This window comes from Ramlibacter albus, from assembly GCF_014297445.1.
GTDB lineage: Bacteria > Pseudomonadota > Gammaproteobacteria > Burkholderiales > Burkholderiaceae_C > Ramlibacter > Ramlibacter albus.
This window is the reverse complement of sequence record NZ_JACORU010000001.1, coordinates 1200410-1219126: the sequence shown is the minus strand read 5'-3', so window position 1 is coordinate 1219126 and position 18717 is coordinate 1200410. Positions and strand designations below refer to the sequence as shown.

Annotated in this window: 17 protein-coding genes; 8 read left to right on the top strand and 9 right to left on the bottom strand. The window is 68.6% G+C overall.

All coding sequences use genetic code 11. From position 1 onward, the window contains the following. Position 1 precedes the first annotated feature (1 nt). Genes H8R02_RS05620 through pcaB form a run of 3 tightly spaced genes read left to right on the top strand, consistent with a single transcriptional unit; the run spans position 2 to position 3440 of the window. On the top strand, positions 2-862 hold the full coding sequence (locus H8R02_RS05620) for an HTD2 family dehydratase (protein WP_187080333.1): 861 nt from the start codon (positions 2-4) through the stop codon (positions 860-862). A gap of 12 nt (positions 863-874) precedes the next feature. Beyond that, positions 875-2065 carry a CaiB/BaiF CoA transferase family protein gene (locus tag H8R02_RS05615; protein ID WP_187080332.1) on the top strand — a complete coding sequence of 397 codons (1191 nt, stop codon included), beginning with the start codon at positions 875-877 and terminating at the stop codon, positions 2063-2065. 22 nt (positions 2066-2087) lie between these two features. Further along, the gene (gene pcaB, locus H8R02_RS05610) at positions 2088-3440 is read left to right on the top strand and encodes a 3-carboxy-cis,cis-muconate cycloisomerase (protein WP_187080331.1); all 1353 of its coding nucleotides are present in this window, start codon (positions 2088-2090) and stop codon (positions 3438-3440) included. A gap of 14 nt (positions 3441-3454) precedes the next feature. On the opposite strand, the gene H8R02_RS05605 is transcribed toward pcaB, so the two are convergent. The 3 genes from H8R02_RS05605 to H8R02_RS05595 all read right to left on the bottom strand — a co-directional run bounded on the left by H8R02_RS05605 (position 3455) and on the right by H8R02_RS05595 (position 6350). After that, positions 3455-3730 carry a helix-turn-helix domain-containing protein gene (locus tag H8R02_RS05605; protein ID WP_187080330.1) on the bottom strand — a complete coding sequence of 92 codons (276 nt, stop codon included), beginning with the start codon at positions 3728-3730 and terminating at the stop codon, positions 3455-3457. A gap of 62 nt (positions 3731-3792) precedes the next feature. Continuing rightward, a complete protein-coding gene (modA, locus tag H8R02_RS05600) occupies positions 3793-4542 on the bottom strand; it encodes a molybdate ABC transporter substrate-binding protein (RefSeq protein ID WP_187080329.1) in 750 nt (249 codons plus the stop codon). Between the two features lie 17 nt (positions 4543-4559). Then, positions 4560-6350, bottom strand: a complete 1791-nt coding sequence (locus H8R02_RS05595) for an ATP-binding protein (RefSeq protein ID WP_187080328.1) — start codon at positions 6348-6350, stop codon at positions 4560-4562. A 204-nt stretch (positions 6351-6554) separates the two neighbouring features. On the opposite strand from H8R02_RS05595, the gene H8R02_RS05590 reads away from it, so the two are divergent. After that, positions 6555-7724 (top strand): calcium-binding protein, encoded by a 1170-nt coding sequence (locus H8R02_RS05590; RefSeq protein WP_187080327.1) that lies wholly within the window; start codon positions 6555-6557, stop codon positions 7722-7724. Between the two features lie 3 nt (positions 7725-7727). On the opposite strand, the gene H8R02_RS05585 is transcribed toward H8R02_RS05590, so the two are convergent. Further along, entirely contained in the window at positions 7728-9365 is a 1638-nt protein-coding gene (locus tag H8R02_RS05585) for a M10 family metallopeptidase (protein ID WP_187080326.1), read from the bottom strand. A gap of 182 nt (positions 9366-9547) precedes the next feature. Here H8R02_RS05585 and H8R02_RS05580 point away from each other — a divergent pair, with 182 nt between their 5' ends. After that, positions 9548-11089 (top strand): YHYH protein, encoded by a 1542-nt coding sequence (locus H8R02_RS05580; RefSeq protein ID WP_187080325.1) that lies wholly within the window; start codon positions 9548-9550, stop codon positions 11087-11089. A gap of 4 nt (positions 11090-11093) precedes the next feature. Beyond that, positions 11094-12152, top strand: a complete 1059-nt coding sequence (locus tag H8R02_RS05575) for a HupE/UreJ family protein (protein WP_187080324.1) — start codon at positions 11094-11096, stop codon at positions 12150-12152. Here the strand turns inward: H8R02_RS05575 and H8R02_RS05570 are convergent. Next, complete coding sequence (locus H8R02_RS05570) at positions 12124-13017, bottom strand: DMT family transporter (protein WP_187080323.1); 894 nt, start codon at positions 13015-13017, stop codon at positions 12124-12126. The two genes, H8R02_RS05575 and H8R02_RS05570, sit on opposite strands and share 29 nt — an antisense overlap. Positions 13018-13053: 36 nt before the next feature. Between H8R02_RS05570 and pyrF the strand changes: the two genes are divergently transcribed. Both pyrF and H8R02_RS05560 read left to right on the top strand, forming a co-directional pair. Continuing rightward, positions 13054-13881: an orotidine-5'-phosphate decarboxylase gene (gene pyrF / locus H8R02_RS05565; protein ID WP_187080322.1), complete on the top strand. Its 828-nt coding sequence runs from the start codon at positions 13054-13056 to the stop codon at positions 13879-13881. A 39-nt stretch (positions 13882-13920) separates the two neighbouring features. After that, positions 13921-14388, top strand: a complete 468-nt coding sequence (locus H8R02_RS05560; RefSeq protein ID WP_187080321.1) for a DUF6265 family protein — start codon at positions 13921-13923, stop codon at positions 14386-14388. Here the strand turns inward: H8R02_RS05560 and H8R02_RS05555 are convergent. The 4 genes from H8R02_RS05555 to H8R02_RS05540 form a co-directional block, all read right to left on the bottom strand. Next, a complete protein-coding gene (locus tag H8R02_RS05555; protein WP_187080320.1) occupies positions 14382-14636 on the bottom strand; it encodes a GlsB/YeaQ/YmgE family stress response membrane protein in 255 nt (84 codons plus the stop codon). The genes H8R02_RS05560 and H8R02_RS05555 overlap by 7 nt on opposite strands. A 98-nt stretch (positions 14637-14734) precedes the next feature. Further along, positions 14735-15178, bottom strand: coding sequence for an acyl-CoA thioesterase (locus H8R02_RS05550; protein WP_187080319.1), 444 nt, complete (start codon positions 15176-15178; stop codon positions 14735-14737). Positions 15179-15185: 7 nt separating this feature from the next. Then, positions 15186-18035, bottom strand: coding sequence for an excinuclease ABC subunit UvrA (gene uvrA, locus H8R02_RS05545; RefSeq protein WP_187080615.1), 2850 nt, complete (start codon positions 18033-18035; stop codon positions 15186-15188). Positions 18036-18106: 71 nt separating this feature from the next. Continuing rightward, positions 18107-18670 (bottom strand): helix-turn-helix domain-containing protein, encoded by a 564-nt coding sequence (locus tag H8R02_RS05540; RefSeq protein ID WP_187080318.1) that lies wholly within the window; start codon positions 18668-18670, stop codon positions 18107-18109. Between the last annotated feature and the right edge of the window lie 47 nt (positions 18671-18717).

Genomic DNA, 18717 nt, shown 5'->3' with positions numbered 1-18717 from the left:
GATGGAAGCCGCTTCCAACGACCTGCGAGCGTGGGTCGGCCGCAGCGAGACGGTGCGGGACCGCATCGGCGCAACGCCGGTCAATGCGCTGAACGCCACGCTGGACCACGAGGCCGCGCTGGCCGCCGACGGCGACGCGCTGCATCCCTTGTGGCACTGGCTCTACTTCCTGCCGCTGCATCGCCAGAGCGAGATCGGCGCCGACGGCCATGCGAAGCGCGGCGGCTTCCTGCCCCCCGTGCCGCTGCCGCGGCGCATGTGGGCTGGCAGCCAGTTCGAGTTCCGCTCGCCGGTGCGCGTGGGTGACGCCGTGGAGCGCACCTCCACCATCGCCGACGTGACGGAGAAGGACGGCCGCACGGGCAAGCTCGTGTTCGTGAAGGTTCGCCACGAAGTGCGCTGCAACGGCGCTGCCGACCCGGCGATCGTGGAATTCCACGACATCGTTTACCGCGAGCCCAAGCGCGCGGACGACGTCGAGCCGCCGCCGCAACCGGCGCCCACGGGCGCGGCGTGGCAGCGCGAGATCGTGCCCGACGACGTGCTGCTGTTCCGCTATTCGGCGTTGACGTTCAACGGCCACCGCATCCACTACGACCGCAAGTACGTGACGGAAGTGGAGGGCTACCCGGGCCTCATCGTCCACGGCCCGCTGATCGCGACGCTGCTCATGGACCTGGTGCGCAGGAACGCGCCCGGCGCCGACGTGGCGACGTTCCGCTTCCGAGCGGTGCGGCCGACGTTCGACCTGCACCCCTTCCGCGTCAACGGGCAGGTGCAGCCGGACGGCAAGACGATCAAGCTGTGGGCGCAGGACCATGAGGGCTGGCTCACGATGGACGCGGTCGCGACGCTTCGCTGAAGGAACCTGACCATGCAACCCCTAAAGGGCCTCACCGTCGTCACGCTCGAACACGCGATCGCCGCGCCGTTCGCCACGCGCCAGCTGGCCGACCTCGGCGCGCGCGTCATCAAGATCGAACGGCCGGGCTCGGGTGACTTCGCGCGCGGCTACGACCAGCGCGTGCGCGGCCTCGCCTCGCACTTCGTCTGGACGAACCGTTCCAAGGAAAGCCTGACGCTCGACGTGAAGCACGCCGAGGCCGCGAAGGTGCTGGAGCGCCTCGTCATCGAGAAGGCCGACGTGGTGGTGCAGAACCTGGCGCCCGGCGCGGCGGCACGCCTCGGCCTCGGCTATGAGCGATTGTCGAAGCTCAAGCCCGGCCTCATCGTCTGCGACATCTCGGGCTATGGCGACGACCCGGATAACCCCGGCCCCTATCGCGACAAGAAAGCCTACGACCTGCTGATCCAGAGCGAGGCGGGTTTCGTGTCGGTGACCGGCACGCCCGACGAGCCGTGCAAGGCCGGCCCTTCCATCGCGGACATCGCCGCCGGCATGTACGCGTACACGAACATCCTCGCGGCGCTGTTGCAGCGTGGCCAGACCGGCAAGGGGCAGCGCATCGACATCTCGATGCTGGAGTCGCTCGCCGAGTGGACCAGCTACCCGCTGTACTACGCGTTCGAGGGCGCCGAGCCGCCGCCGCGCACCGGTGCGGCGCACGCGACGATCTACCCGTACGGGCCGTTCCCCGCGGGCGACGGCGGCGTCGTGATGCTCGGCCTGCAGAACGAGCGCGAGTGGATGGCCTTCTGCGAGAAGGTCCTGCTGCAGCCGGCGCTCGCCACCGATGCGCGCTTCACCGCCAACTACAAGCGCGTGGCCGAGCGCGACGCGCTGCGGGCGATCATCGTCGATGCGTTCTCGTCGCTCACCGCCGCGCAGGTGCTCGAGCGCCTCGAAGCCGCGCAGATCGCCAACGCGCAGGTCAACACGATGCGCGAAGTGTGGTCGCACCCGCAGCTGAAGGCCCGTGGCCGCTGGACCGAGATCGGTTCACCGAAGGGGCCGCTGCCCGCGATGCTGCCACCCGGCAGCTGGGACGTGCCGCCGCGCATGGACCCGGTGCCCGCGTTGGGCGAACATACCGACGCAATCCTCGCGGAGCTGGGCTACGGCGCCGCGGACATCCAGCGCCTGCACGCAGCGCAGGCAGTCTGACATCGAGAGAAAGACGAACACCATGGCCTCCACCATCATCGACTCGCGCATCTTCGGCGACATGTTCAGCGACGCGCGCATGCGCGACGTCTGGTCCGACGAGAACCGCACCGCCAAGTACCTCGACATCGAGCGCGCCCTCGCCAAGGTGCAGGGGCAGCTCGGCATCATCCCCCAGGAAGCCGCCGACGAGATCGTGAAGAACTGCGAGCTCTCGCAGATCGACTGGGCGAAGCTCAAGGCGAAGACCGAGCAGATCGGCTACCCGATCATCGCGGTGGTCAACCAGATCAACGCGAATTGCCGCGGCGGGCTCGGCGAGTACTGCCACTGGGGCGCCACCACGCAGGACATCACGGACACCGCCACAGTGCTGCAGATTCGCGAGAGCCTCGCACTCGTGGAGCGAGACCTGGACGAGATCGGCGAGGCACTCGCCGCGCTCGCGCGCAAGTACCGCGACACGCCGATCATCGGCCGCTCGAACCTGCAGCAGGCCACGCCGATCACGTTCGGCTACAAGATGGCGTCGATCCTGGCGGGCATCGACCGCCACCGCGAGCGCCTGCAGCAACTGAAGCCGCGCGTGCTCATGGGCGAGTTCGGCGGCGCCTCGGGCACGTTGTCGTCGCTGGAAAAAGGCGCGATGGAAACGCAGGCCGCGCTCATGAAGGAGCTTGGCCTCGCGCAGCCCCTCATCTCATGGCACACGGTGCGCGACACGATCGCGGAAGTCGGCGCGTTCCTCGGCCTCGTGGGCGGCTCGCTCGGCAAGATCGCGATGGACGTCAAGCTGATGATGCAAACCGAAGTGGCCGAGGTGTTCGAGCCCTACGCGCCCGGCCGCGGCTCGTCGTCGACCATGCCGCAGAAGCGCAACCCGATTTCGTGCCTGTACATCCACGCGAACATCTCGGTTGCGCGGCAGCATGCGGCTGCGCTGATGGACGCCATGGTCGCCGACCATGAGCGCTCCACCGGTCCGTGGGAGATCGAGTGGGTGGTGCTGCCGGAAATCTTCTGCCTGATGTCGGGCGCGCTCAAGCAGGCGAAGTTCGTGCTGAAGGGGCTCGAGGTGGACGCCACGCGCATGCGTGCCAACATCGACATGACCAACGGCCTGGTGATGTCCGAGGCGGTGATGATGGGCCTGGGCCCGTACATCGGCCGCGAGTATGCGCACGACCTTGTCTACGACCTGTGCCGCCAGGCCATCTCGGAGAACCGCCCGCTGATCGACTTCCTGGCCGCCCACCCGGAGATCTCGAAGCACGTCACGCGGGCGCAGCTCGAGGGGTTCTGCGACCCGGGCCGGAACCTCGGGCAGGCGGGGGTGATGGTGGACCGTGTGCTGGCGCAGCGGGCTGTGAGGTAACGCCTCACTCGGATTCAGATTCGCTCGATTGCACGGCGAACACTCTCGCGGCGCGCTTTCGGGACGGCGAACAGGCTCAACCCGAACTCCGCGGCGGCGCGAAACGCCGTGTCAAGGGCGACACCACCTTGGCCAGTTTCGAGATTCGCCAACGTTTGTTTGGCGATCCCGAGCTGCGCAGCAGCGTCAATCAAGTTGACCCCCGCGGCGGCTCGTGCCGCACGAAGGGCTGCGCCGAATTCAACAGCGGATTCAATCAGCGGCTCCGGATGACGGGGTAGTGATTTCACGGCCTGGTTTTCTAGGAGTAACGCTGGGGAAAGTGGCTCTTTACGCGCTTTGGGCTAGGATTTTAGGACGCCGGCGCGTACCCATGCGCGCGTACGATCGCGCGCGCCGCGCCGCCGCGAAGGAACTGCATCAGCGCCGCGGCCGCAGGGTTGTCCTTGCCGGACACGAGCAGCACCGCGTCCTGCCGGATCGGCGAGTGCAGGCGTTCGGGCACCACCCACGCGGAACCCTTCGCCACGCGGCCATCGACCATCACCTGCGACAGGGCGACAAAGCCGATGGGCGCATTGCCGGTGGCGACGAACTGGTGGGCCTGCGCGATGCTCTCCCCTTGCACGAGGCGCGGCTGCCAGGCCGCAAGGAGATTCAGCCCGGTGAGCGTCTCGACGGCGGCAGCACCATATGGTGCGAGCTTCGGGTCGGCGATGGCAAGGCGCGACACATCCGGCCGCTTCAGCACGGCGCCCTGCTCGTCGACGACACCCGGCGTTGCGCTCCACAGCACGAGGCGCCCGATCGCATACGTGAAGCGCGAGCCGGCAACTGCCAAGCCTTCCCGCTCCAGGCGTGCCGGCGTTTCCTCGTCGGCGGCCAGCAGCACCTGGAACGGCGCACCGTTCTTCACCTGCGCGTAGAAGCGGCCGGTGGACCCGAATGCGAGCCTGGCCTTGTGGCCCGTCGCACGCTCGAACGCCACCGCGACCTGCTGCATCGGTACCGTGAAGTTCGCGGCGACGGCAACGGACACCTCGCCCGCCTTCGCAGGCAACGCGACCAACGCAAGAAGGAGAAAACGCAGGGCGGCCTTCACCGGCCGCAGTGTAGACGTCAGGCCGTCTCGGCCGCTCGCGCCTGCTGCTCGCGCAGCGTGCGCACCAGCAGCCCCGCGTCGAAAGGCTTGGGCAGCACGACGAGGTTCTTGGCCTCGGCCTCGCCCAGCTTCTCCGCGTAGCCGGTCATCAGCACCACCGGCAGCTTGGGATAAAGCCGCCGCAGCTCGGCCTGGAACTGCAGGCCGTCCATGCCGCCGGGCATGACGATGTCGGTGAGCACCAGGTCGAACCGCTGGTCGCGCCCCAGCACCTCCAGCGCCTCGTCGGGCTGCACGGCGTGCACGACGCGGCAGCCCGCACCTTCGAGCAGCTCGCGCGTGGCCATGGCGACGTCGCGGTTGTCTTCCACCATCAGCACGCGCAGCGACAGTTTCTCCAGCGGCTGGCCCACGCCGTCGTTCGCCGCGCCGGGCTCCGCAGTTTCGGCGATGGCCGCGGGGAACCGCAGGAACACCGTGGTGCCCTTGCCCACCTGGCTTTCGATGCGCGCACTGCCGCCGGCCCGCGCGCACAGGCCGTACACCTGGCTCAGGCCCAGGCCGGTGCCGGAGCCCACGGGCTTGGTCGTGAAGAAGGGCTCGAACACCCGCTCCATGTTCTCCGGTGCGATGCCCGTGCCGGTGTCGCGCACGGCGATCTCCACCGACTCGCCCTCGTTGCCCGCCGTGATGTTCAGCATGCCGCCGTCGGGCATCGCGTCGCGCGCATTGATCGCGAGGTTGATCAGCGCCAGCTCGAACTCGCCCGTGTCGATCTTCACCGGCCGTGTGCCGGCCGCCACGTTCATCTCCAGCCCGATGCTGCTGCCCAGCGCCGGGCGGATCAGGTCTTCCAATGCCGGCATCAGCTCGGTGAGGTCCACCACGCGCGGCACCAGCGGCTGGCGGCGCGAGAAGGCCAGCAGCTGCCGCGTGAGCTTCTTGCCGGCGGCCACCGCGCGTTCGATGGCCTCGATCTGCCGCTGCTGCGCCTCGCCCACCTTCTGCTTGAGCAGCGTGGCGTTGAGGTTGACCACCATCAGCAGGTTGTTGAAGTCGTGCGCCACGCCGCCGGTGAGGTGGCCCATGGCCTCCAGCTTCTGCGACTGGCGCAGCGCGGCCTCCACCTTCTGCCGCTCGTGCGCCTCGCGGTGCAGCGCGCGCGACGCCTCGATGTGGCGTTGCGTGCGGCGCAGCGCCTGCCAGCTGATGAAGGCCAGGCACAGCGACAGCGGCAGGATGAATGCCGCCAGCGCGTAGAGCTGGCGCCGCCAGCTGCCCAGCGCCGTTTCCTCGTCGCTGCCCGCGACGACGTACACGGGGTAGCGGCCCACCTGCCGGAACGCGCCGATGCGCTTGACGCCGTCGAGGCGGGACACGCCGCGCAGCAGCCCCCGGTTCTCGCCGCGCGCGATGGCCGTCATCAGCGGGCCGCCGGGCGACGCCCGCAGCTCGCCCTCGCGCATCAGCGGCCAGCGGGCGATCACGCGGCCGTCCTGCCCCACGATGCTCAGCATCGTGCCCTCCTCGCTGTTGGCGAGCTCGCGGTAGAAGGCGGTGAAGGTCTCGGGGGCCGGCTGCTTCTGCGTCTCGTAGGCGCGCAGCGCCTGCTCGTGGGCGATGCTGGCGATGCGCTCCATGCGACGCTGCGCCTCGTACAGGCTGGTGTCGTGCGCGTACAGCGCGACGGCGGCGAACACGGCCCACGGGATGAGCAGCGACAGCAGCATCGCCATGCGCAGCCAGAAGATCGTCGATTCCTCGACGTCGCTGTCGGGCTCCGGGGGTTCGGACGGCTTGGACTGCATGACCACCGGATGTTAATGGTTGAGCTCACCCTGCGCCTGTAGGAGAGCATGCCGTCGGGCGGTTGTCGGCGCGCGGCGCATGTGCGCGTCGGCCGCATTCGCCCTTGCCGGCCCACACCATCGCTAACGCCTTGCTAACCCCGTGTATCGCTGCGGCTGCGTAGGCTTCACGCACCAGCAACTTTCGTTCGGGAGAACTTCGAAATGGCTATCTTCAACGGCACATCCGGCAACGACACGCTCATCGGTACGGCGGGCAACGACATCCTCACCGGGGGCGCCGGCAACGACGTCCTGACCGGCGGGCTCGGCAGCGACCAGTTCGTCATCAACTTCGGCTCGCGCATGGTGGCGGGCGGCACCTCCAGCTTCTCCGCCTACCTGGCGGCCAACGGCCTGTCGCCGCTGGCCGACGGCGTGACGACGCAGTCGCAGTTCTCGCAGGCCTACGGCGCGTGGCTGCACTCGCTGGTGCGGGACTTCGGCATCGGACGCGACGTCAATGGCGACGGGCAGATCAGCGTGGGGCTGATGCAGAACGACCGCGACGGCTTCGTGGGCGACGAGCATGACGACGACGATCACGACGAGGACCACGACGGCGACGCCGCCTTCATCGAAGGCATGAGCGACACGCAGGTCGCCGCGATGTTCGGCCACCGCGAGGACATCCAGGTGGTGACCGGCAACCACACGCAGCAGCGCTTCTACTGGTCCGACTTCACCGGCGGCTCGCGCTCCGCGCTCATGGGCGAAGGCAACGACCTCATCACCGACTTCAGCCGTGCCGACGGCGACAAGCTGGCCATCAGCGGCATCACGCTCGAGAACGTCGGCGACTTCCGCGTGCAGGTGGCCGACGTCACCGGCGACGGCCGGCTCGACACGAAGATCACGCTCGTGAACGACCCGTCCTTCTCGCTCACGCTGTCCAACTACACCGGCCTGGGGCTGCAGGACCTGCAGGTCAACCTGCCGCCCACGTCGAGCGGGCTCATCCTCAACGGCACGCTCGGCGCCGACCTGCTCGTGGGCGGGATGGGCAACGACACCATCACCGGCTTCGCCGGGAACGACATCCTCACGGGTGGCGAGGGCGCCGACGAATTCAGGCTCGCGTTCGGCACGAGCACGGGCGTGTTCAGCGGCCCCGGCTCGGACACGATTACCGACTTCAACCGTGCGCAAGGCGACAAGCTGGTGCTTTCCGGCCTGACCATTGCCAACGCCCTGAACTTCCGCGTCAACACGCTCGACCTCAACGCCGACGGCGTGCTCGACACGCAGGTGACGCTGGTCTCCGACCCGAGCTGGTCCCTCAAGCTGCTCGGCGTGAGCGACCTGAACGCCGCCACCGACGTCAGGGTCGTCTGACGCTCAGGCGTAGGCGAGCCCGTGGGCCGAAAGGCCCACGAGGTTCACCTGTTCCTGGTTGACCGGCAGTTCCGCGGCCGCGAGCGTGAGCGGCGCGGCGCCGAACACGTCCACCAGCACGTCCAGCTCGGCGTGCTGCGCGGCGGTTGCATTGCGGCCCAGCAGGTTCTGGAACAGCAGGTCGATGACGGCGGTGCTCGAAGCGTGCGCGCCGAGCTTCGCGTCCAGCGCCCGCTGCGCCACCTGCAGGCGATCGACGCCGCCATCGAGTTGCGCAAGTGTGCTGCCAACGAGCGAAGCATTCGAGAGCGCGCCGGCGCCGTACACCGCGCCGAGCAGCTTGGCCGCGCTCCCCGCATTACCGTCGATGTCGAGCGCGACGCGTGCGTCGCCGAACTGCAGGCGCTCCACGTTCACCAGCGTGTCGGTGCCGTTCGCGTCGCGCACGGTCGTCGTGGCGCCCGCGCGGACCACTTCGTAACCGCTGCGGCCGCCCGTGTAGACCACCGTGTCGGTGCCCGCGCCGCCGTCGATGCGGTTGGACGCGGCGTTCGCCGTGATGCGGTCGGCATACGCGCTGCCGACGGCGTTCTCGATGATGGCGCCCTGCGCGATCGTCAGCGTGGCGCTGTAGCTGGTGGTGGTGCTGGTGCCGTCGGCCTTGTAGGCCTGCGCGGTGACGCCGCGGCCGACTTCGCTGTGGCTGCCGGGCGTGAGGTCCAGCGTGACACCACGGCCGACACGGCTGGCGTCGAGGGTGTCGATGCCCGCCGCATCCCAGACGGTGTGGAAGCCGCCCTGGAATTCCGCGGAGGCCAGGTCGTAGGTGGTGTTGCCCGAATTCGCGTTGGATGCGCCGTAGAGGTACTGCAGCGCGGCGACGTCGTACACCATGGGCTCGGCCGGGTACTGCGACAGCGAGCCGGAGCTGCTGCCGGCCACGGCGGAGTAGCTCATCACGGTGTTCGGGATGATGTCCTGGTCGGCTGCGAGGCGGTCCGTGCCGCTGAAGGGGTGCTTCAGGCCCAGCGCGTGGAGCGTCTCGTGCAGCAGCAGGTTGGGCCGGTAGAAATCCCATTCGGCCTTGCTCTGGTTGGTGTCGATCCACACGTCGCCGCCGATTGCCGCAGCCGAGGGGTAGAACGCGAAACCGGCGTAGTTCATCGCGGCCGGCTGGCTGGAATAGCCATAGCGCACCACGCCGCACTGCGTGGCGTTGTCCGCGACCTCGACGAACTGCACGTTGCAGACGGCGGCGATCTTCTCGAGGATGGCGCGCACCAGCGACTTGTCGGCGTCCGAGAAGGCCTTCAGCGTCGCCGCGTAGTTCTCGCCGCCGGCGTAGTTGAACACCGAGGTGCGCGGGTCGGCGAAAGAAAAGGTGACCACCGTCTTCTGCGTGCCCGCGTCGATGCTCGTCCACTTGCTGCCGGCCATCAGCGGCGCGACGCCGCCGTTGCCCTGCGCGGCGGCCTGCGCGACGTAGCGGTACGCGTTGTCCACCGGCGTGGTGGCGTAGTCGCCGGGGGTGTTGCCCCCCGCGCCGAGGCCGCTGCTGCCGCCGCAACCGCCGCAGACGCAGGTCCATGCGGGGGTGGCGGAAGGCTCGTAAACCAGGTCGGTGAAGAGGGCGTTTTCCATGCCCTCGATGACACCGTTTGCAGCCTTTGCGCAGGTAAGCCAAACACCCCTTCGCCCTAGGTCGTTGGCCGTGCCGGCGCAGGCCGGAAACCTAAGGCGCTTAGGGCCCTTCCCTAAGCTCCATGGTTCCTCCACACTTGGCGGCCAGAATCCGGCCCATTTCATGGAGAGAGGAGAAAGCGATGGTCATGCGCACGTTCGCGGCCTGCGCCGCCACGATCGCCGCCGCGATGCTCACGGCATGCGGGGGCGGCAGTACCGACACGACCAGCGGGCTGTCGATGCCCTCGCCCATGGCAGCGCGCGTTGCGCTGTCCGCGTGCGACACGGCGGGCCTGGCCAGCGGCGATTACCAGTTGGTCGGCACCGAGTGCGTGCGCAGCACGCCGCTGATCCGGCCGACGGCGCAGGCGCAGGTGCTGCAGACCACCACGGCGGCCACGATCACGGCCACGCAGCTGATGGACTGGGCCGAGGCGCAATTCGCCACGTTCTTCCCGCCCGCGGGCAAGGTCAGCGCGACGATCGGCATCTACAACGTGCGCTACTACCCCAACTCCGGCAACTACATCGGCGTGACGACCGAGGCCACGCCCGCGGTGTACGTGCTGGGGCCGATCACCGGCAACAACCTCGTGCGCCTGGGCGCGCTGAGCGCGTTCAACTGCTCGGTGGCACCGACGACTTGCACCACGAGCACGTCCACAGGCGGCACGACGACGACTGGAACGGGGTCGACCACCACCACGGGTTCGACGACGACGTCGACCGGCAGTACGTCGGGCACCACCACCAGCACGACGAGCACTACACCGGGGTCCAGCACCGGCTCCACCGGTTCGTCGACCACGAGCACGGGCGGCACCTCCGGCAGCACCAGCTCCAGCAGCAGCACCGCCGGCGTGCAGTGCAGCTACAGCTACAGCGCGTTCAACAGCAGCGCTTCGGTGAACAAGACCAGCACCGCGAGCTGGTCGTGCAGCAGCACGCAGCGTACGGTGACGGGCAACGGCATCCCGGACCATTCCACCGGCACCTTCCCGAACGCGAACAACCCGAGCGCCATCGCGGCCGTCACCGTGAACGCCGCGATGCCGCTGATCCCGGCCATCGCCGCCTCGGTCACGAGCAACGTGCACGTCATCGGGTACGCCCTCAACAGCATCAAGATGGACCCGGCCACCGCCGCCACGTGCGCCGTCTCCGGCAGCACGGTCACGTGCACCGCCGACGGCAACACCGGCACATGGAACATCGAGGCGCTCGGCCAGACGGTGATGAACCTGGGCCTGGACAGCAACAACGCCCACGTGCAGCCCGACGGCTCGTACCACTACCACGGCATGCCCGAGGGCTTCCTCACGCGGCTGGGCGGCGGCACCGTCATGCGGCTCGTGGGCTTCGCGCTCGACGGCTTCCCGATCTACGCGCGCTACGGCTACAGCACGGCCACCAGCGCTTCCAGCTCGCTGAAGGTGATCACCTCCAGCTACCGCCTGAAGACGACGCCCAGCACCGGCCGGCCGTCCACCACGAGCTACCCCATGGGGATGTTCACGCAGGACTACGAGTACTCCGCGGGCTCCGGCGACCTCGACGAATGCAACGGCCGCACGGGCGTGACGCCGGAGTTCCCGAATGGCATCTACCACTACTTCATCACCGACACGTGGCCGTACATGGGCCGGTGCCTGAAGGGCACGCCGACGACCGGAACCCGCTGAAGCCATGCGACGCTGGCTCCTGCTCCTCGCCTTCGCGCTGCTGTGCGGCCGCGCTGCGGCGCACCTGATGCCACAGGGCCAGGGCGCGGTGAAGTTCGACGACGCGGGCGCGTTCGCGATGGTCGCCGTGCCGGTGCGGGCCTTCGCCGTCGCCGGCGACCGCATCGGCCCCGCCGAACACGCGCGACTGCGGGCGCAGATGGAGCAGCAGCTGCCTTCGCTCATCGAGCTGCGCAGCGACGGGCAGGCGGGTCGCGTGCTCGTGAGCCAGGCCATGCTGCCCGGCAAGCACGAGCTCGGCGAACGTACCGACTCCGACTACGTCGTGACCATGCTGCGTGTGGTGTGGGACACGCCGCCGCGCGACGTCACACTGGCCATGCCTTGGCTGGAGCGCACCGGCGCGCCGCTGATGCTGCAGGCGCAGCGCGGGAACGAAACCGAGGCCGTGCTGCTGACGGCGCACTACTCGCAGCATCGCTTCTTCGAGGGCTCGGTCGCCACGCTGCTTCGCTTCGTCGGCATGGGCGCCGAGCACATCCTGCTGGGCGCGGACCACCTGATCTTCCTGCTCACCGTGCTGGTGGTCGGCGCAGGTTGGCGTTACTGGGCCGCGGTGGTCACGAGCTTCACGGTGGCGCACAGCGTGACGCTGACGCTCGGCGTACTAGGTTGGGTGACGGTGCCGGCAAGCATCGCCGAACCGATGATCGCGGCCAGCATCGTGCTGATGGCGTGGATCAACCTGCGCGGCGGCGAAGTGCGCCTCGCGCAGCGCAGCGCGATCGTCTTCGCATGCGGGCTGGTCCATGGGCTCGGCTTCGCGCGTGCGCTGGGCGAGCTGGGCGGCACGGGCTCGAAGTGGCTGCAGCTCGCCGGGTTCAACCTCGGCGTGGAGGTGGGGCAACTCATGTTCGTGGCTGCCGCGCTGCTCGCGCTGGCGCTGCTGCGCCGGGCGGTCCCGATGTTCACGCAACCGCGCATCGCCCGCGCGACGTCGTGGAGCGCCGCCGGCCTCGGCGTGCTGCTGCTCGCTACTCTTCTGGTGTTGCCGCCCGCGTAGGCCACAGTACCGACGCGATCGCCACCATCATCAGCGCCACGGCGGCCCAGTCCTGCCAGTGCACGGCCTCGCGCAGCCACACGGCGCCGCTGAACACGCCAAGCACCGGGATGAGCATCACGCTGAGCGTCGACGCCACCGGCGGCAGCCCGCGCGCAAGGTAGAACCACGCGGCATGGGCGAAGCCGAAGATCAGCACGGCGTTGAAGAGGATCGCGTTGGTGGCCGCCGTCCCCGGCATCCGCCATTGCGCGCGTTCGAAGGTGGTCGCCAGCACGCTCATCACGACCGCGGTGAGCACCGTCATCCAGAACGAGATCGCCAGCGTCGGCACGTCGATGCGCGTGCGGCGCAGCAGCTGCGTGCCCAGCGCCCACACCGCGGCGGCGACGAGCGCCAGCACCACGCCCACGGGGCGGCCGGCCAGGTTGGTGAACTCGTGCCACAGCAGCAGCGCGACACCCAGCGCCGCCGCGGCCACGCCACCCCAGGCCCGCCCCGGCAACCGGTTGGCGAACAGCGCCGCGCCGATCACCGCCGAGAAGATGGGCATCGTGTAGCCGAGGATCGCCGCGCGGCCGCTGGAGAGCTCGCGCAGCGCGAGGATGATGCAGGCGTGCCAGACGAACATGTTGGTCGCGGCCAGCACCAGCAGCTCCCGCCAGTGCTCGCGCGGGATCCGGAAGGGCACTTTCAGCACCACCAGCGCCAGCGCCAGCACCGGCACGCCCAGGACGAGGGACAGCGCGCGGAACGTCAGCGGCGGGTAGTCCGCCACGCCCAGCTTCATGATCGGCCAATTGATGCCCCACACGAGGGTGAGGGCGACGAGGAGGACGAGTTGTTGTCGGGACAGCCGGTGCATGGGCGGTGATTGTGGCCCGCAACTAAAATCCCCTGCATGACCTTCCTCGAGATGCTCGCGGATGCGCAGCAGCGCAACCGCTCGATGCTCTGCGTGGGCCTCGACCCGGAGCCTTCGCGCTTGCCGGGCCGCATGGCCGGTGACGCTTCGAAGATCCACGACTTCTGCGCCCGCATCGTCGATGCCACCGCGGACCTCGTGATCGCGTTCAAGCCGCAGATCGCCTACTTCGCGGCCCACCGCGCCGAGGACCAGCTCGAGCGTTTGGTGATGCACATCCGCCAGGTGGCGCCGCACGTGCCGGTGATCCTCGATGCCAAGCGGGGCGACATCGGCTCCACCGCGGAGCAGTACGCGAAGGAGGCGTTCGAGCGCTACGGCGCCGACGCCGTCACGCTGTCGCCCTTCATGGGCTTCGACTCCGTGCAGCCCTACCTGCAGTACCGCGGCAAGGGCGCGTTCCTGCTGTGCCGCACCTCCAACCCGGGCGGCGACGACCTGCAGAACCAGCAGCTCGCGGGCTTGCCCGGCCAGCCGCGCCTCTACGAGCACATCGCGAAGCTCGCGCAGACGCACTGGAACACGAACGGGCAGCTCGGGCTGGTGGTGGGCGCCACCTACCCTGCCGAGATCGAACGCGTGCGGCAGATCGCGCCCACCGTGCCGCTGCTGATCCCTGGCATCGGTGCGCAAGGCGGTGACGCCATCGCCACCGTGAAGGCCGGCTGGCGCGCGAATGCCCCGATCGTCGTGAACTCGTCGCGCGCGATCCTCTACGCCGGCAAGGGCGACGACTTCATGGACGCCGCGCGCGACGCGGCGATGAAGACGCGCGACCAGCTACAGGCGGCGCGCGGCGGCTGAGCCCTTTCAACCGGCGCTTTCGCGTCGTAGCATCGCGGCATGAGAACCGCTGCCGTGGTTGCCGCCGTGCTGCTGGTCGCTGGCAGCGCCCGTGCCCAGGACTCGCTCGCGCCGCTGTCCTGGCTGGCCGGCTGCTGGAAAGCCGAGAACGGCGAGCCCGGCTCCGGCGAGCAATGGATGCCGCTGGCGGGCGACACGATGATGGGCGTGAGCCGCACCGTGCGCGGCGGCAAGACCGTCACATGGGAGTTCATGCGCATCGCGCGGCGCGAGGACGGCGCGTACGCGTTCTTCGCGCAACCGGCGGGGCGGCCGCCCGACAACTTCAAGGTCGTCGAGCTGAACGCGCAGCAGGTGGTCTTCGAGAACCCGGCGCACGAGTTCCCGCAGAAGATCGTCTACCGCCTCGAGGCACCCGGCAAGCTGGCCGCGCACATCGAAGGCGTGCGCAACGGGAACCCGCGCAAGATCGAGTTCCCGATGCTCAAGGTGCCCTGCCCTCAGTAGCGGCCGCGGCCGCGGAACATCGCGAAGATGAACAGCAGCACGATCGCGCCGATCACCGATGCGATCCAGCCGGCCGGCTCGTTGGCCGTGTAGAGGCCCATGGCCTGCCCCGCGAAGCGGGCAATGAACGCGCCGGCAATGCCGAGCAGCGTGGTCATGATGATGCCCATGCGGTCGTTGCCGGGCTTGAGCGCGCGGGCGATCAGCCCGACGATGAAGCCGACGATGATGGTTCCGATGATCGACATGTTTTCTCCCTTTTTGGCGTGAAGGGCCAGCTTAGGGAGGTGCGGGGCGCAGGCGCTGTAGGAACAGCCCGTACGCTGGGGTCGGAGGCCCAAGCTGGTCAGTGCGCGGTGGCGCGCGAAGCGTCCAGCTGCGCCTTCGCGCGGGCCGCGAGCGCCACGTCGGCCGGCGTCAAAGGCTGCCACGGGTCCACCGGCACCGGCTTGCCGCTCGCATCGACCGACACGAACACGATCAGGCATTCGGTCGTCGTGTGCAGCTGCCCCGTCTTGATGTCGCCGCTGCGCACTTCCACGGCGATGTTCATGCTGCTGGTGCCCGTGTAGGCGATGCGCGCCTCCACTTCCACGAGATCGCCGATGCGGATGGGCCGGTGGAAGCGGATGCCGCCGACGTACACCGTGACGCAATAGCGCTTCGCCCAGCTGCTGGCACAGGCATACCCCGCCTCGTCGATCCACTTCATCACGGTGCCGCCGTGCACGTTGCCACCGAAGTTGACGGTGGAAGGCTCGGCCAGGAAGCGCAGCGTGATCGAGGACATGAGGCGGTTATAGCAACCGCTGGAGGTACTTCCCCGTGTGGCTTGCCACATTTTTGGCAATGTCCTCGGGCGTACCGGCCGCCACCACCGTGCCGCCGCCGTTGCCCCCCTCCGGCCCCATGTCGATCACCCAGTCCGCCGTCTTGATGACGTCGAGGTTGTGCTCGATGACGACGATGGTGTTGCCGGCGTCGCGCAGCTGGTGCAGCACCTTCAGCAGGAGGTCGATGTCGGCGAAGTGCAGGCCCGTGGTGGGCTCGTCGAGGATGTAGAGCGTGCGGCCCGTGTCGCGCTTGGACAGCTCCAGCGCCAGCTTCACGCGCTGCGCCTCGCCGCCGGAGAGCGTGGTGGCCGACTGCCCCAGCTTGATGTACGAGAGCCCCACGTCCAGCAGCGTCTGCAGCTTGCGCGCGATGGCGGGCACGGGCTTGAGGAAGTGGAACGCATCCTCGGCGGTCATGTCGAGGATCTGCGCGATGTTGCGGCCCTTCCACTGCACCTCCAGCGTCTCGCGGTTGTAGCGCTGGCCGTGGCAGACGTCGCACGGCACGTAGACGTCGGGCAGGAAGTGCATCTCCACCTTGACCACGCCGTCACCCTGGCAGGCCTCGCAGCGGCCGCCGGCGACGTTGAAGGAGAAGCGGCCGGGGCCGTAGCCGCGCTCCTTGGCGAAGTTGGTCTCCGCCATCAGTTCGCGGATGGGCGTGAACAGGCCCGTGTACGTCGCCGGGTTGCTGCGCGGCGTGCGGCCGATGGGCGACTGGTCGACGTTGATCACCTTGTCGAAGTGCTCGATGCCTTCGATGGCGTCGTGCGGCGCGGGCTCGTCGTGCGCGCGGTACAGCTCGCGGGCAACGGCGGCGTAGAGCGTGTCGTTCACTAGCGTGGACTTGCCGGACCCGGACACGCCGGTGACGCACGTGAGCAGGCCGACCGGGATCTCCACCGTCACGCCCTTGAGGTTGTTCCCGCGCGCGCCCTCGATTTTCAGCACCTGCGGGTCGACCATCTCGCCGAGGCGCACACGCTTCTTCGGCACGGGAATCCTCAACTTGCCGGAGAGATACCGTCCGGTGAGCGATGCATCGCTGCCGATCACCTCATCGGGCTTGCCCTGCGCCACCACTTCGCCGCCGTGGATGCCGGCACCGGGACCCATGTCGACGACGTAGTCCGCGGCCCGGATCATGTCCTCGTCGTGTTCCACCACCAGCACGCTGTTGCCCAGGTCGCGCAGGTGCTTGAGGGTGCCGATCAGGCGGTCGTTGTCGCGCTGGTGCAGGCCGATGCTCGGCTCGTCCAGCACGTACATCACGCCGGTGAGGCCGCTGCCGATCTGTGACGCGAGGCGGATGCGTTGCGCCTCGCCGCCGGAGAGCGTCTCCGCGCTGCGGTCGAGGCTGAGGTACGTGAGGCCGACGTCGTTGAGGAATTTCAGGCGGTTGCCGATCTCGCGCACCACCTTGTCGGCGATCTCGGCCTTCGAGCCGCGCAGCTTCAGCGCCTGGAAGTAGTGCCAGCAGTCCGCAAGCGTGAAGTGGCCGATCTCGTAGATCGCCTTGGCCTGCTCGCCCTCGCCCAGCTTGACGTTGCGCGCCTCGCTGCGCAAACGCGTGCCATGGCACTCCGGGCAAGGCTGCATGCTGCGGTAGCGAGCGAGCTCCTCGCGCACCGCGGCCGAGTCGGTCTCGCGGTAGCGCCGCTCCATGTTGGGGATGATCCCCTCGAAGGGATGCTTGCGCGTGAAGCGCTTGCCGGCCGACGCGCCCGACTCCATCGTGTAGCTGAAGCGCACCTGCTCCTCGCCGCTGCCGTACAACAGCACCTGCTTGACGTGCGGCGCGAGCTCGCCGAACGGCACGTCGGGGCTGAACTTGTAGTGCTTGGCGAGCGAGTCGATCAGCGCGAAGTAGTAGGTGTTGCGCCGGTCCCAGCCCTTGATGGCGCCGCCCGCGAGCGACAGCTCGGGGAAGGCGACCACACGGGACGGGTCGAAGAACTCCATCGTGCCGATGCCGTCGCAGCGCGGGCACGCACCCACGGGTGAGTTGAAGGAAAAGAGGCGCGGCTCGAGCTCGGCGATCGAGTAGTTGCAGATGGGGCAGGCGAACTTGGCGTTGAACCAGTGCTCCTTGCCGGTGTCCATCTCCACCGCGATCGCGCGGCCGTCGGCAAGGCGCAGTGCGGCCTCGAAGCTTTCGGCGATGCGCTGCTGCACATCGGGGCGCCCCTTGAGGCGGTCCACGACGACGTCGATGTCGTGCTTTTCCGCCTTCTTCAGCTTGGGCAGGTTCTCGTACTCGACGACCTCGCCGCCGATGCGGAAGCGCACGTAGCCTTGCGCCTGCATCTGCGAGAACACGTCCGCGAACTCGCCCTTCCGGTCGCGCGCGACGGGCGCGAGGATCATGATGCGCGTCTCTTCGGGCAGCGCCAGCACGGCATCGACCATCTGCGAGACCGTCTGCGACGTGAGCGGGATGTTGTGGTTGGGGCAGTAAGGCGTGCCGGCCCGCGCGAAGAGCAGGCGCAGGTAGTCGTGGATCTCGGTGACCGTGCCGACCGTGGAGCGCGGGTTGTGCGACGTCGCCTTCTGCTCGATGGAGATCGCGGGCGACAGGCCCTCGATCAGGTCCACGTCCGGCTTGTCCATGAGCTGCAGGAACTGCCGGGCATACGCCGAGAGGCTTTCGACGTAACGGCGCTGGCCCTCGGCGTAGAGCGTGTCGAATGCCAGCGAGGACTTGCCCGAGCCCGACAGGCCGGTGATCACGACCAGCTCGTTGCGCGGCAAATCGAGGTCGACGTTCTTAAGGTTGTGCGTGCGCGCCCCGCGGATGCTGATCCGCTGGGCCATGGCATGCCCGAGGTATTTGCCGTCGACTTCTTGGTTCAAGGTTTCACGCGCGAAACCCTAAATTGTAGGCTTCAGACCCCTGCCTTTGCGAGCACCACCACCGAGACGCCGCGGGCGGGCGCCGTGGCGTCCGCGTTCTGGTACGAGTGGGGCACGTTGCCGGGGAAGCCGAGCACCTCGCCGGCCGCCACGGCAAACCTTTCACCCGCCACCATGATGTTGACCTTGCCGCTGAGGCAGGTGAAGAACTCGCGCGTGCCCGGCAGGTGGGGCGTGCCGCCCATGACGGCTCCCGGCGCGAACTCCATGACCTCGGCGAGGGCGTCGGGCACAGGCTCGGGCAGGAGCGGATGGATCGTGACGCCGCGGCCCTTGGACTGCTGCTGGACCTCCCCCGCCTGCCAGTGCCGCACCTTCGCGCGTGGCGAGGCGAGCAGCTCGTCGATGGGTACGCCGAGCGCGGCGGCCACCTTCACGAGCACTGCAAGGGAAGGATTGCCCTCGCCGGATTCGAGGTTGGCGATGGTGGAGCGCGGCACACCCGCCTGTTTCGCCAGGCCGTCCTGCGTGAGCGCGCGCGTGTGGCGCAGGCTCACGAGGTTGCGGGCGAGGTGCGAGGAGGCGGCGTCCGTCATCGCGCGCATTGTCGGCGAAAGAGAGCCTTGCCAATGCGTTGGACATG